Source organism: bacterium, from assembly GCA_030652805.1.
Lineage (GTDB): Bacteria > JAHJDO01 > JAHJDO01 > JAHJDO01 > JAHJDO01 > JAHJDO01.
In genome coordinates this window covers 17251-30663 of sequence record JAUSPT010000099.1, presented here as the reverse complement: position 1 = coordinate 30663, position 13413 = coordinate 17251, and the positions used below count along the sequence as shown (strand labels likewise).

At 38.9% G+C, this 13413-nt stretch carries 13 protein-coding genes; all 13 read right to left on the bottom strand.

The genetic code is table 11. The annotated features are described in order from the left end of the window. Nucleotides 1-244: 244 nt before the first annotated feature. The 13 genes from Q7J67_09645 to efp all read right to left on the bottom strand — a co-directional run bounded on the left by Q7J67_09645 (nt 245) and on the right by efp (nt 13412). Nucleotides 245-1027: a transporter substrate-binding domain-containing protein gene (locus tag Q7J67_09645; protein ID MDO9465543.1), complete on the bottom strand. Its 783-nt coding sequence runs from the start codon at nt 1025-1027 to the stop codon at nt 245-247. A 79-nt stretch (nt 1028-1106) separates the two neighbouring features. Beyond that, a complete protein-coding gene (locus tag Q7J67_09640; protein ID MDO9465542.1) occupies nt 1107-2564 on the bottom strand; it encodes a DUF2779 domain-containing protein in 1458 nt (485 codons plus the stop codon). A gap of 95 nt (nt 2565-2659) precedes the next feature. Then, the gene (locus Q7J67_09635) at nt 2660-3001 is read right to left on the bottom strand and encodes a hypothetical protein (protein MDO9465541.1); all 342 of its coding nucleotides are present in this window, start codon (nt 2999-3001) and stop codon (nt 2660-2662) included. Between the two features lie 92 nt (nt 3002-3093). Then, on the bottom strand, nt 3094-3765 hold the full coding sequence (locus tag Q7J67_09630; protein ID MDO9465540.1) for a hypothetical protein: 672 nt from the start codon (nt 3763-3765) through the stop codon (nt 3094-3096). 310 nt (nt 3766-4075) lie between these two features. Beyond that, nucleotides 4076-4513, bottom strand: a complete 438-nt coding sequence (locus Q7J67_09625; protein MDO9465539.1) for a DUF296 domain-containing protein — start codon at nt 4511-4513, stop codon at nt 4076-4078. Between the two features lie 57 nt (nt 4514-4570). After that, nucleotides 4571-6454 (bottom strand): phosphoenolpyruvate carboxykinase (GTP), encoded by a 1884-nt coding sequence (locus Q7J67_09620; GenBank protein ID MDO9465538.1) that lies wholly within the window; start codon nt 6452-6454, stop codon nt 4571-4573. 14 nt (nt 6455-6468) lie between these two features. After that, nucleotides 6469-8778 carry an endopeptidase La gene (lon, locus tag Q7J67_09615; protein MDO9465537.1) on the bottom strand — a complete coding sequence of 770 codons (2310 nt, stop codon included), beginning with the start codon at nt 8776-8778 and terminating at the stop codon, nt 6469-6471. Then, entirely contained in the window at nt 8771-10003 is a 1233-nt protein-coding gene (gene clpX, locus Q7J67_09610; protein MDO9465536.1) for an ATP-dependent Clp protease ATP-binding subunit ClpX, read from the bottom strand. The genes lon and clpX overlap by 8 nt, the downstream gene beginning before the upstream one ends. Continuing rightward, nucleotides 10000-10572 carry an alkaline shock response membrane anchor protein AmaP gene (amaP, locus tag Q7J67_09605; GenBank protein ID MDO9465535.1) on the bottom strand — a complete coding sequence of 191 codons (573 nt, stop codon included), beginning with the start codon at nt 10570-10572 and terminating at the stop codon, nt 10000-10002. The genes clpX and amaP overlap by 4 nt, the downstream gene beginning before the upstream one ends. After that, the gene (locus Q7J67_09600) at nt 10569-10973 is read right to left on the bottom strand and encodes an Asp23/Gls24 family envelope stress response protein (GenBank protein MDO9465534.1); all 405 of its coding nucleotides are present in this window, start codon (nt 10971-10973) and stop codon (nt 10569-10571) included. Before Q7J67_09600 ends, amaP begins: the two co-directional genes overlap by 4 nt. 11 nt (nt 10974-10984) lie before the next feature. Further along, entirely contained in the window at nt 10985-12337 is a 1353-nt protein-coding gene (gene accC / locus Q7J67_09595; protein MDO9465533.1) for an acetyl-CoA carboxylase biotin carboxylase subunit, read from the bottom strand. 13 nt (nt 12338-12350) lie between these two features. Next, nucleotides 12351-12794 (bottom strand): acetyl-CoA carboxylase biotin carboxyl carrier protein, encoded by a 444-nt coding sequence (gene accB / locus Q7J67_09590; protein MDO9465532.1) that lies wholly within the window; start codon nt 12792-12794, stop codon nt 12351-12353. A gap of 60 nt (nt 12795-12854) precedes the next feature. Next, a complete protein-coding gene (efp, locus tag Q7J67_09585; protein ID MDO9465531.1) occupies nt 12855-13412 on the bottom strand; it encodes an elongation factor P in 558 nt (185 codons plus the stop codon). Between the last annotated feature and the right edge of the window lies 1 nt (nt 13413).

Below are 13413 nucleotides of genomic sequence, written 5' to 3'. Positions count from 1 at the left end.
AAATGATACTATATATCAATATCAATCAAGCTGGAAAGGAGGTGGCAGAGAGCTTGAATTGTCGTGGCGTTTCTACGTATAAAGTAAAAATGCAAAAAAAGTTGAAAAGATCAACTTTTTATAACTAAACTATAACGTTTTGACCAGAGGATTTGCAATCGCGGGGTCAGAGAAATAGCCGCTGTGCATCGCACCCCATCTCTGCCCATGAACGACCGTTTCCGTTCCGATTCCTTTTTTCTTATTATAAGACCGGGATAGTGCCATTCGGAATCCATTTAGCATATATCCTTTTAAAAGTCCCATCCTCGTACATCGCTTGAAAAGCCTGTTTCCACAAATCTACCAAACTCTGAGGAGTAGTTTTGGAAATCGCAATATAAAAATGACCTGTACTGACGACGAAAACAGGTTCCAGATCATTGATAGAATATCCCGCCTGAATCGCAATTTCAGGGATTGTGATATCAGTAAAAATCGAAAGGGCAACTTCTCCTTCTACCAATTGACGAACATTTTCTGTTGGAACAGGGGAACTAACAAGATTGGTGAAACCGGCATCTTTAAGGTCTTGTTCGGAAAACCATGCAGAGCAGGTTGCGATTTTTGATACTTTCTTTGCATCATCCATACTATCGATTTTGATTCCGGAACCTTTCTTTGCATAAAAAATTGTATTATTACTTCCGATAGGTCCAATCCATTGAAAAAGATTCTCTCGCAATTCTGTGCGTTTCATTGTAAAGAGAACCACGTTAGCCTCTTTTAAACATAAATCGTATCCTTCTTTCCATGGCAGAATGCGAATATTATCCGCAATATTCAATCTGCGAATAATTTCACGCACAACTTCCGTACCAAATCCCGTTATCTCTCCATCTCTCTCAAATGTTAAAGGCGGATAATCTTCCGTTAATAACTGAAATTCATTCTCTTCAGACGATATATTCGGTTTGTTAATTGTATTGCAGCCGGATAAAACAATAGAAAATAACAGGATAACTAATAGAGCCCTAATTGATTTCATTCTCTTTCCCTCCCAAAATCCCTCGTTTTTATATTGATTATTAAACAATAACTTCTGCCCTGATATTACCATGGTTTATCTAATTCACAAACTTTTTCAATTCGCTGACGATCAACACCATTCCCTCAGTATCCAAACAGCAGTATTTTAACAGGTTTTTTCTTATTTCTTCTTTATTGTTTGATTTACTTTTAATGTGGCTTTTAAAGAATTGCATACTTGCATCTTCGCCGGTTGCGATCTCCATTTCTCCGTAATTTTCTCCCGTAATCGCCGGAAGGACTTTTTTTATAGAGGCACTGCCTTGCTGAGATGGATTATAGTAGTAAAAGTTTCTGAAAGGAATCAGCAGATCTACTATTCTTGGAAGTATTTCATTGACCCAATCCTGATATCCGGGAAAATTTCTTGCTAACTCATCTAAAACGCCTTTCTCAAATGATTGATTATAAACAACAATACTGCTCTTCGTTCCAAGAACTCCTTTGAGATTTTTTAATAATGCAGGTCTTGGGTCTTTGCTTCCTTCCGCTAGAAATTCAAAATGCTCTGTTTTGTTATCTTTCTGCTGAATATGGAGAGAATACTGAAACGGAATCTTCTGATATGGCCTGGAATTATCATATTCGGGAACTGCCGGAGAAAAGGTCTCGAAATCCAGATAATAGAGAGGATAATTCAATGTATCAAGAAACTGCTTTATTCCGAAAGTGTTAACATGGCATTCCCTTGTTTGCCCGCACTTCTTCTGGATATCCTGCTTATCTGTAAGTCTAAAATCGTCAGGAATATCCGCTATGCTGTGTACGCCGTTATTGAAGAGCTCAGCGCTTTTTCCCCCGCCTCCGCAGAGTGTGAAAATATTATTTTCAGGCAGAAATTCCCAGCATTCATCTTTTAGGTTGCAGGTATAGGGAGAATCGCAGTGTCTGCCTATCAAAACCAAAGGGCATCTGCTCAATCTTATGGCATCAGCCATCTTAGCGATTCTCTCCTGAATACCCTGCTGAGCTTCAGCAACCTCCATACTTATATCCTGAATGGAGAACAGTTCCCTCACATTGATATCGCCCTGCCTGACGTATTGATTATTGATAAAGCACAAACAGCATTTCGCAATCTTTAGCCCTGCCATTTCACAGCAATGTTTTTGAAAAGAAACATCGTGAACATTCTCTTCTTTAACCTTTGTTCCTGATTTGACTTCAATAATATCAAAGCTCCCGTCATCATTTGGCTTGAGAACGTCAATTCTTGAATAGCAATTATTAGCCATGATTCCTGCTTCAAAAAGCGGCACATTTTCCAACAGACTATCCTTTGTCAAATAAATATTCCGCATGAAATCATCAGTCGGCATATCAATGCCTTCGGGAAATAATTGTTTAGCCAGAATACCGACTTCAGTTCCGGCATCCATTCTGAATTGAGCATCTTCAGCCGGCGCAGGAATTCTATCCTTCGCTTTGACAAGCATCCATAAGAGTTTTGAACACTGAAGCCCTGCAAGGTATTTTGATTTGGTTAAAAGAGCCATGCTGTTATCCTAATCGTAGTGTGTTTGTGGCCTGCCTTGTTAATAATAAAGATTTGATCGTTTTTTACTTTTTTGCATGTGGTTGTTCGATGCTGCTATTTTTTTGATTCTTTAATGCACCTTAGACACCAAGTGTATCCCCCATCTTCCTGCGTCAGGTTCACAAGTTTGCGATCTGAATCCCAACACATCATGCAATAGGGACCGCTACGAGTCCCGTTGGGATCGACCCTGAAGTATACATTACGTTCTTTCGTCAACTGCGCTTCTACATCTCTGTCCGCCTTGATGACTCTGAGTTCTTCCTTCAAATTTAGATTTTTCTCACGCAGAGCAAAAATTTCATCTCGCAGGTCGACAATGCGTTGGTAGAGATCTTGGTCATTATACTTCTTGATGAGCTCAGCCAATTCTTTAGCGTGATCAAGTATTCCCATGACTAATTACTCCTCATAGACATCGTGCATCAAACATTAATCATTGAACAGTCACTTTTTTTTAATGTTACCAGTTCGTCTTCATGCCATTGTTATGCTTTGTCATCTACAGGCCATTCAGACATCGCAGCGTCATTAAGAGCAAAATATTCTTCTTCAGTAAGTTCCCGGTCACTTGGTCTCCCGGGGAAAACCCTCTCATATGCTCTTACCAAAGCCTTTGCGCGTCCTGTCATCTCATCTAGGCCTGGCCCGTGAATCGGTGGGAAAACGAATTCACTCAAGTGCGTCACATCTTTTTCGCCACGTTTGACCATAGCAAGAAGTTCCTTCGCCTCCAGAACAGACTTAGTGTTACGTTCCTTGATTTGCGAGTAATGAAAGTTTGTGCTATCCATAGTTGTGTTGTCATGGAAGCCAGCAGAATGCAGGAATTTGATGCCCTTGTAATACAGGTAGTATCCAAACAGCAGCTCTTGACGCTCCTTGATGGCTGATTCGAATTCCTCAGGTGATTTGTCATGCTGCATGGATGCACGAGAAGCAACGGTCCGCGCGACAGCAATCTCCCAGGGGTATCCCCCTAATTCCCAATCCGTACCCAAAAAGAAAACGTGTGCGAATAGCAACAGAATATCCCTGAGAGCAGTGCCTATCACAGGTAATGGTAGAATTCCAAATGCAACTACCCAACCAAGGATGAGACTGGAAGGCACAACCCACAATAGATGCAATCTGTTAAACGAAGCGAATGCGAAAATCACGATGGACAGTAGCAAGAAGATCAATTGGACATGAAGAGCTGCATGAATTGGCTTCTTCTCCTTGGCGCACCTCCTGTTGAAAAATAAGAAACCAAGGAAAAATGACAGAGACAAAACCCATACAATCCAGCCTGCTACGATCATCTTCTCACCTCAAGCATAACATTAATTATTGAACAGTCACTTCTACTTTAGCGTTACCATAGCTCAAATTGCTTAAAATCTCAATAAAAATAGATATGTGGCATGCTTTGTCAATGATAAAGATTTGACCCCGTTTTAAAAAAAAGGTCGCTGTCTCCTTTTTCCCTTATTCCGACATTGCCCACAAAGGCAGTCCGGTTTCTTTGTCAAATCCTCTTTCAAAAATCGGACCTTCAAAGACTTCCAGTATAAATTCACATGCGAAAATCACTGTTCCTGGCGCAAGATGCCCACCATAGGTTTTTCCTGTTTTGTCTGCCAGAGTAACATGTGCATGGACAATTGGGGTTCCATCTTTAAGCGAGATATTCCCCACAAGTTTAGTGATTTCTAGCGGTTGATCTATTATAAAGAACTGGTATTCACGCGTTTGCTGATTATAAAATGCAAGACGGGCCTTCTGAACGGCTCCGAGTGCTTCGATGCGTCCAAGCTGAATATTTTTCTTTCGACAAATGTCAGTGATTTCTTCCAACAAATCACCACTATGACTTAACTTTCCCATGAATAACTCACGGGATTTTACCTTCTTCATAACTGCCATTATAGCCTTCCTTTCTATGCCGAACATTATTATTGAACGTTTACTGCTACTTTAGCGTTACTTGCAGAAAAGCTCTGGTGCTATATAATCCCCGTATTTTTCCTGCGCAGATTTCAGCCGTTTCTTCTGCTCTTCAAGAATGCTGAAAAGAATATCCGGGGTATCTGAGACCTTTGTTTTATATATCTCTGTGATTCTCTCAATTTTTTGAAGATTTTCAGGTATTCTCAAAGTGAACTGCTTTATGTAGTCTTCTTCTGCGTAATCGGTATCAAGAACCTGTTTGAACAATTTTTTAAGGTCCTCATATTTCGGGATATAACCTGTGGGAGTTTTAATTGCATCCACATCATTATTAACCCGCAGTTCCATCCATTTAATCCATACACGCTTATCCTGCATACCTGTCACATATTCAGCGGTTTTACTGTCTTTAAGAAAGTAATTGGCTGCAAAAATCGCAGGCGGAGAATCCAGGGAATCTGCAAATTTAAGATGATTGCTAATATATCTTCCGAGCGAAACGGAAACAAAATCAAGATTAGACATAGGATTAAACTCTCTGACGCCTTCCTTTCCTAATGTTGCGGATGTAGTCTCTGATTCCAGAGACGCTCCCATTGTTATTACTCCGTGCGCCCAATCAAAAGACTGCTGAACAGGAGGCCATGTGCTTGAATCTCTTCCGCCGTAGATTATCCCTTTTGTTTCTGCTCCCTGAGCATCATCCAGTTTAGGATCTAAATTCTTAAGAGAACGAAGCTTGACTGTATATCTTGCATTTTTATGAGAATGTGTAATCTCAGCGCCTTTTGAATCTTTTTTCCCTTTTACCCATTCCCCTGAATGGTTAATCCCTTTCTCAGGTATCTCTCTACCGTCTCCAAGCCAAAAAGGAGTTTTGTCTTCTGTTACAAGAACATTAGAGAAGATCACTTCATTAGGAGAGGTTAAAACTTCCCATATCAAAGGATCATCCTTTGCATTAACATTCTGAATAATTCCAAATATTCCGCTCTCAACATTTACTGCATAGACTTTACCCTTTTTATGTCTTAAATATGCTATATCATCACCTACAATGCTCTCCCCTCTCATCATAGCAGTTGATGTTTTACCGCAGGCGCTTGGATAAGCTCCTGTGAAATAGGTAACTCTTCCATCGGGACCATGCACCCCCATAACTAACATGTGTTCAGCAAGCCAATCTCCTCCTGATGCCTTGTGAATAGCAAGTCTTAGAGAGAGCTTTTTAAGTCCAACTGTGTTACCTGCGTATTGGGTATTTGTGCTATATACAATGTTCTCCTCAAGATCTATATATACTCTGCGTTTATCTACATCCTTGCTTACCATGTTTTCCAGAGCACCGGCACTATGCATAATCCTGAAGAAATCCTCAGAATTGCCGATTCTCTCAAACTGTCTGTATCCTCTCCTATAAAGAATATATTCTGAATGCGCAACATAACTGGAATCAGTTATCTGAACACATGGAATGGAGAATTCGGAATTAGTTGGACCAAGACAGAAAAACAAAACCAGCATCTCCTTTCCAGCCATACTATTTTTTAGATATTCATGGACTTCTCGTATCCCTTCTTCTCTGTCTATTGTGTTGAGACTGACCCCGAGCTCCATTCCCTCAGAAAGAAGATATTTAGTTTGCGCCTTATCACGCGCCTGATCATTGTAGCCGTCGTAATGAATTGTATGTCCCTGAACAGCGAGTTTTCTTTCCTCTTCGGTTTCTAATACCTTATTCCTTATATACTGAGCATCTTCATCAGAACCATCGCCAATAAAAACCGAATCAGGATTACAAAGCTCTGCATACTTTCCAACAAAATCATAAAGTTTCGCATTATCCAATGCCATTAGCTTTCTATAACTTGTTTCTGTGCATTTTTTCTTAAGCAATTCCGTATATTTCTCTTGCATTATAACCCTTTCGCTTATTTTAAAATCCCCACCTTTTTAAAGATCTGATCAGTATTTTTTACAAAAAAGAATTTTATCTTTTTTCTTACATTTAAAGGAATATCATCAAGATCCTTTTTGTTTTCCTGAGGCAGAATAATTGTCTTTATATTACTCCTGTGAGCTGCCAGAACTTTAGATTTTATACCTCCTACCGGCAAGACGTTTCCCCTGAGCGTTATTTCTCCTGTCATGGCAATATCCTTCTTAATGGGTTTCTTAGTAAGTGCAGAAGCCAGAGAAACTGCCATTGCAACACCTGCAGAAGGACCATCCTTTGGGATGCCTCCTTCAGGAACGTGAATATGTATGTCAATGTTCTTATAGAAATTCTTTGCCAGACCAAGTTCTTTTGCTTTAGAGCGAATAAAACTGAGCGATGCCTGGCCGGACTCCTTCATAACATCTCCTAACTGACCTGTTAAAATAAGCTCTCCTTTTCCAGCCATTACAGCAACCTCTATTGATAATATCTCTCCTCCAACCTCTGTCCATGCAAGACCAGTGACAACTCCAATTTCTTCTTTTTCCTCTCCTTTATTATATCTGAATTTTTTATTTCCCAGAAAATCAGAAAGATTACCTGGAAGTACTTTTATTTTTTTTGTCCTCTTTTTTTCAACAATCAGTTTTGCTGTTTTTCTACATATAGATGCAATCTCTCTCTCCAAATTCCTCACTCCAGCTTCGCGTGTATAGTGTCTTACTATACTGAGAATGGTTTTATCTGAAATTTCAAGCAAGTTACTATTCAACCCATTGGCTTTTAGCTGTTTTGTTATTAAAAACTGGTTTGCTATTTTTACCTGCTCTATCTCTGTATAGCCTGAAAAATTTATTACTTCAAAACGATCAAGTAGTGTAGGAGGGATATTATGAATAATATTTGCCGTTGCTATAAATAATACGTTAGAAAGATCAAAATCCACTTCAAGATAGTGATCATTAAATTCATGATTCTGTTCAGGGTCTAGTACTTCAAGCAATGCCGAAGACGGATCCCCGCGAAAATCAACGCTCATTTTATCAACCTCATCAAGTAGAAAGACTGGATTTCTACTACCGACTTTTCGGAGTGATTGGATTATCTTCCCAGGCAGAGCTCCTATATATGTTCGTCTATGTCCTCTAATCTCCGCTTCATCTCTTACTCCGCCAAGGGAAACCCTTATGAACTTTCTCCCCAATGCACGAGCAATGGACCTTCCCAGAGATGTTTTTCCAACGCCAGGCGGTCCCACAAAACAAAGTATTGGGCCTTTAAGCTTTTTTACTAACTTTCTTACCGCCAGAAATTCCAGTATCCTTTCCTTAGCCTTTTCCAGTCCATAATGATCCTGGTTGAGAATTTCCTCACTCTTTTTTATGTTCAATTTATCCTGCGTTTCTTTGCTCCATGGAACCCCAATCAGCCAGTCCAGATAATTACGAATTACAGTTGCCTCCGGAGACATTGAATGCATCTTTGTCAGCTTTTCAAGCTCTTTATTCGCTTTCTCTTCAGCCTCTTTTGTCATCTTAGCTTCTTTTATTTTTGCTTTAAGCTCAGCAAACTCGCCTCCCTCTTCTGAACCCTTTCCCAGCTCCTTTTCTATTGCTTTCATCTGCTCCTGCAGATAAAACTGCTTTTGTGTTTTACCAATCTGTTCTGTAACTCGCCCCTGGATCTTTTTCTCAACACCAAGAATCTCTACCTCTCCCATAAGTATTTCTATTATTTTTCTCAATCTGTCTTCATGCTGAAAGGATTCCAGAATCTGTTGTTTGGCTTCCATTTTGACTGCAATATGAGAAGCAATTACATCCACTAATCTACCAGGCTGATTGAGATCATTAAGTGAGCCCAGAAACTCTCTGGGTATTTTAGGATTTAATTCTCCATACTTCTGAAATAATTTTATAACTGTTCTCATCAAGGCTTCTATTTCTGGCGTCTTTTCGGAGGGTTCTTTTATCTTTTCTGTTTTTACCTCAAATATTCCTCTTGTATTGACATATCTTATTATTTTTGCTCTATCTGTACCTTCTATCAATATTTTAATAGACCCATCCGGATTTTTCACCACCTGCAGGATTTCTCCAATTGTTCCAACTTCGTATATATCCTCAGGGTTTGGATCCTCTATATGAGCATTCTTTTGCGCTACTAATAAGACCTTCTTTGAACCTGCCATAGCTTTTTCTACAGCAAGAATAGACTTGCTTCTGGCAATCCATAACGGGACTATCATATATGGAAGCACAACAATATCTCTGATGGGAATAAGAGGGAATCTATCAGGCAATTTTTGTTTTCTTTCCGGTTATAATAATAGGCGGGATTTTTTTATTGATCACATCTCCAGATATAATACATTCTTCAACATCTTCTCTTGAAGGGATATCATACATAATCTCAAGCATAACATCTTCTATTACAGAACGCAGTCCTCTAGCGCCTGTTCCAAGTTTAACAGCTTGCTCAGCAATAAGAGAAATCGCTTCTTTTGTAAAAGTTAATTTCACATTTTCCATTGAGAAAAACTTTTTAAATTGCTTTGTTAACGCATTCTTAGGTTTAATCAATATATCTATGAGAGCTAATTTATCCAATTTATTCAGAATCCCTATTATAGGCAGTCTGCCAACAAATTCAGGAATTAATCCAAATTTTATTAAATCTTCCGGCAGTAAGTTTTTCAACATATCCTGTTTCTCCACTCTTGAACTGCCTCTAAACCCAATAGTTCCCTTTCCTGCCCTTGCCTGGACTATTTTATCCAAACTATTAAATGTGCCTCCGCAAATGAATAATATATTGGATGTATTTACTTGAATATACTTCTGCTGAGGATGTTTCCTTCCTCCCTGCGGAGGAATGTTTGCAACACTGCCTTCGACTAATTTAAGCAAGGACTGCTGTACACCCTCTCCTGAAACGTCTCTGGTAATAGATATATTATCTGTGGTACGAGCAATTTTATCTATTTCATCTATGTAGATAATACCTCTTTCAGCTTTTTTTACATTAAAGTCTGCTGCATGGAGGAGCTTCAGAATTATGTTCTCAACATCTTCTCCAACATACCCTGCTTCAGTAAGAGTTGTTGCATCTGCAATGGCAAACGGAACATTGATAATTCTTGCCAAAGTCCTGGCAAGTAGAGTCTTTCCACATCCGGTAGGCCCAATAAGAAGAACATTGCTCTTCTCCAGTTCAACATCATCTGATTTAGCACTGGCTTTTATCCTTTTATAGTGATTATGAACCGCTACAGCCAGAATTTTTTTTGCTTTTTCCTGACCAACAATATATTGATCCAACGCCTTTTTTATATTTACCGGCTTTGGTATAGAAATTTCTCTTTCCTCATCATCACTACGATGTTTCTGTCCCTGTTTCAGTATATTATTGCACAGAAGAATGCACTCATCACAAATATAAGCATTTGTTCCTGCAACAAGCTTGCTCACCTCCATTTGTGCCTTACCGCAAAAAGAACATTTCGGGAATCTTGAATCTTTTATCACTTAATGTCCTCTTCAGCTCTCTTGATCTCAGACTTAGCTATTTTAGTTACATATATTTCTACGGAAGTAAGATCCTTAATACCAAGTACATCACCCACATAGTTTTTTATAGACTCTTGCAGCTTACTGGTAGAGGATGGAATATCTACATCTGATTTTAATATTACCTTACTCTTTATCTGCAAACCGTTTTTAGTTATATAAACCTTTGGAATAAGATCTTTTATTTCCTTAATCTCCAATCCTCGTCTTCTTACGAACCCTTCTATGGCGCTAAATGCAACTTTTACTTTTCCGTTAGAATTCTCAAACGAAAACGCCTGCTCTTTCCTCAGCCTGAAACACGAGACACAAATCTGAATTATACTTAAAAGCACAAATAATGCCCCTGTACAACCAATGGCCATCTTTATGTCTTTGTCTGCATAAAATTCTCCAAGTGCTTTATAACCATCTTCAATAAAAAACTGCGGTGAAATATAAAACATAACAAGAAGTAAACCAACAATTAAAAGCACAAGAATTGAAAATGCCGCAATTAATCTAGTGCCTATTCCTTGATCACTCATTTCTTCTCCTTTACTTTGTCCTGTTTGACAGGTTCTTTTTTCTCTTTAGGGAAATGAATACCTCCCACATTAATATTGACCTTTGATACCAAAAGTCCGCTCATTTTCTCAACCTGCTTCTTCACATTTTGCTGAATCTGCAGAGCCACTTCAGGAATCTGCACTCCGTACTTAACAACAATAGCCAGTGTAATGTTAACCTCTTTTTCTCCAATCTCTACTTTCACACCTTTGTCCGCGCCTTTTTTACCAAATATCTCCGTAATGCCTCCAACAATGCCCTCGCTCATACAGGTAACGCCAGGAATCTCTGTAGCCGCCATACCTGCAATGACTGCTACTACTTCATTGTTTATCCTGACTGTTCCCAAATTATTCTTTACTTCCCGTTCTTCTTCCATAACATCTCCTTTCATTTTTGTTCTTTTTTTAATAAATTTTCCACAAAATCAGTGGATATGACTCCTTTTTGGAAAGCAGAATCGCTAAAAACCAGTTTATGAAAATCAATGGTTGTTTTTATGCCATTTATTACATATTCATCCAATGCCCTCTGCATTCTTTCAATGGCCTGACTTCTATCCTCTGCCAGCACAATTAATTTACTTATTAGTGAATCGTAAAATGGTTGTACAGAGTAGCTATTATACACGTAACTATCCACTCTTATTCCTGGACCACCCGGGGAATGATAACCTGTAATCACACCTGGTGATGGTAAAAATCCATTTTTAACATCTTCAGCATTTATTCTGCATTCTATCGCACATCCGCGTTGTCTTATGCTGTCCTGCGTATATTGCAATTTTTTCCCAGCAGCTATCTTTATCTGTTCCTTTACAATATCAACACCAGTTACAAGCTCTGTTACTGGATGCTCTACCTGCAGTCTTGTATTCATTTCCATAAAATAGAATCTTTCATTTTTATCAAGCAAAAACTCCATAGTCCCTGCATTTGTGTAATTTACCTGCGTTGCCCCTTTTACAGCCATGTTCCCCATCTTTACTCTTAAATCATCTGTCGCTGCTGGAGCTGGAGACTCTTCTATTAACTTCTGATGTCTGCGCTGGACTGTACAGTCTCTTTCTCCAAGATGTATAATATTTCCAAAGTTATCGCCTAATATCTGAAATTCTACATGTTTTGGCTCTTCCAGATACTTTTCAATATATATATCTGAATTTCCAAATGCTGCATTTGCTTCTGCCTGTGCAGTCATAAGCAGGCTCACCAGCTTACCATCATTATGGGCTATTCTCATACCCTTGCCGCCACCTCCAGCAGAAGCTTTTATCATTACAGGATATCCTATTTTCTTTGCCACTTCCACTGCTTCTTCTTTGTCTTTTATAATCCCATCGCTCCCGGGCATAATTGGTAATCCTGCCTTTTTCATAGTCTTTAACGCTTCTGACTTATTGCCCATCAAGCGTATTATTTCCGGCGACGGGCCTATAAACTTTATCTGACATGATTTGCATATCTCAGCAAAATGCGCGTTCTCTGCAAGAAATCCATATCCAGGATGTATTGCCTCAACATCTGCTATTTCAGCAGCACTAATTATACTCGGGATATTTAAATAACTATCCTTTGAAGATGCAGGGCCTATGCATATTGCCTCGTCTGCATACTGTACATGCAGAGAATCCCTGTCTACATCAGAATAAACAGCAACAGTCTTTATACCAAGCTCCTTACACGCCCTTATAATCCTGACAGCTATTTCGCCTCTATTTGCAATGAGTATTTTAGAAAACATATACTTAAAATCCCTATTCTGGTTTTACTAGAAACAAAGTCTGCCCAAATTCTACAGGCTGGCCATTATTAACAAGTATCTTTACTATCCGTCCGTTAACATCAGCCTTTATTTCATTCATCAACTTCATTGCTTCAATTATACATACAACTGTATCCTCACTTATCTTTGCATCAATATCAACAAATGGGTCTGCATCTGGAGCAGGCGCTTTATAAAATGTACCTACCATTGGAGTTTTAATCTCAACAAGCCCTTCATTTTTCTCTTCAACTTTGCCTATATCGGGCTTTATTGACTCTACAACTGATGTATGTGGTTGTGCTACTATATGCCTTACTTCAGGCTCTGAGTGCCGCTTAAGCCTGATCTTTGCATCCTCTCTCTCTACTTCAAGTTCTTCTATATCCGCTTCTTGAAATATTGCAATAATTTCCTTTAACTCTTTAATATTCATTATTCGCCTCCTTACCTCTGGATTATATTGTTTCAACCAATATTTGTCAAAATAAAAGGGCTAAACCCTCTCAATATAGTTTCGACTTCTTGTGTCAATTTTTAGTATATCACCCTGGTTTATAAAAACAGGAACTTGTATAACAGCCCCTGTCTCAAGAGTTGCAGGCTTAGATCCACCTGAAGCTGTGTCTCCCTTTTTGCTGGGCGATGTGTTGGTAACTTTTAAGTTTACAAAGTTTGGCATTTCCACATTAACAAGCTTGTCTTCACAGTAGATGCCTGTTAACTCGCATTCCTCTTTGAGAAATTCCGCACTCTCGCCTATGATTATCCTGCTTATCGGCATTTGTTCGTATGTCTTAAGATCCATAAAATAGTAATCGTCTCCTGAATTATAAATATACTGCAGCTTCTTTTCCTCGATACGGACATCCTCTACACTCTCTCCGGCCCTGAAGGTCTTATCGGTCACTGCGCCTGTCTTGAAATTTCTAAATTTTGTTCTGACAAACGCTCCGCCCTTACCCGGCTTAACATGCTGAAAATAAATGACAGTAAACAACTCCCCATTCAGTTTTATCACATTGCCGTTTTTAATATTATTTATTGATATCATT

What these genes read in the sequence shown, in the direction of transcription:
- accB (MDO9465532.1), bottom strand. Translation starts at nt 12,794, where the DNA reads ATGAATATTAAAGAGTTAAAGGAAATTATTGCAATATTTCAAGAAGCG.
- Q7J67_09600 (MDO9465534.1), bottom strand. Translation starts at nt 10,973, where the DNA reads ATGGAAGAAGAACGGGAAGTAAAGAATAATTTGGGAACAGTCAGGATA.
- amaP (MDO9465535.1), bottom strand. Translation starts at nt 10,572, where the DNA reads ATGAGTGATCAAGGAATAGGCACTAGATTAATTGCGGCATTTTCAATT.
- accC (MDO9465533.1), bottom strand. Translation starts at nt 12,337, where the DNA reads ATGTTTTCTAAAATACTCATTGCAAATAGAGGCGAAATAGCTGTCAGG.
- Q7J67_09625 (MDO9465539.1), bottom strand. Translation starts at nt 4,513, where the DNA reads ATGGCAGTTATGAAGAAGGTAAAATCCCGTGAGTTATTCATGGGAAAG.
- Q7J67_09635 (MDO9465541.1), bottom strand. Translation starts at nt 3,001, where the DNA reads ATGGGAATACTTGATCACGCTAAAGAATTGGCTGAGCTCATCAAGAAG.
- Q7J67_09620 (MDO9465538.1), bottom strand. Translation starts at nt 6,454, where the DNA reads ATGCAAGAGAAATATACGGAATTGCTTAAGAAAAAATGCACAGAAACA.
- efp (MDO9465531.1), bottom strand. Translation starts at nt 13,412, where the DNA reads ATGATATCAATAAATAATATTAAAAACGGCAATGTGATAAAACTGAAT.
- Q7J67_09645 (MDO9465543.1), bottom strand. Translation starts at nt 1,027, where the DNA reads ATGAAATCAATTAGGGCTCTATTAGTTATCCTGTTATTTTCTATTGTT.
- Q7J67_09640 (MDO9465542.1), bottom strand. Translation starts at nt 2,564, where the DNA reads ATGGCTCTTTTAACCAAATCAAAATACCTTGCAGGGCTTCAGTGTTCA.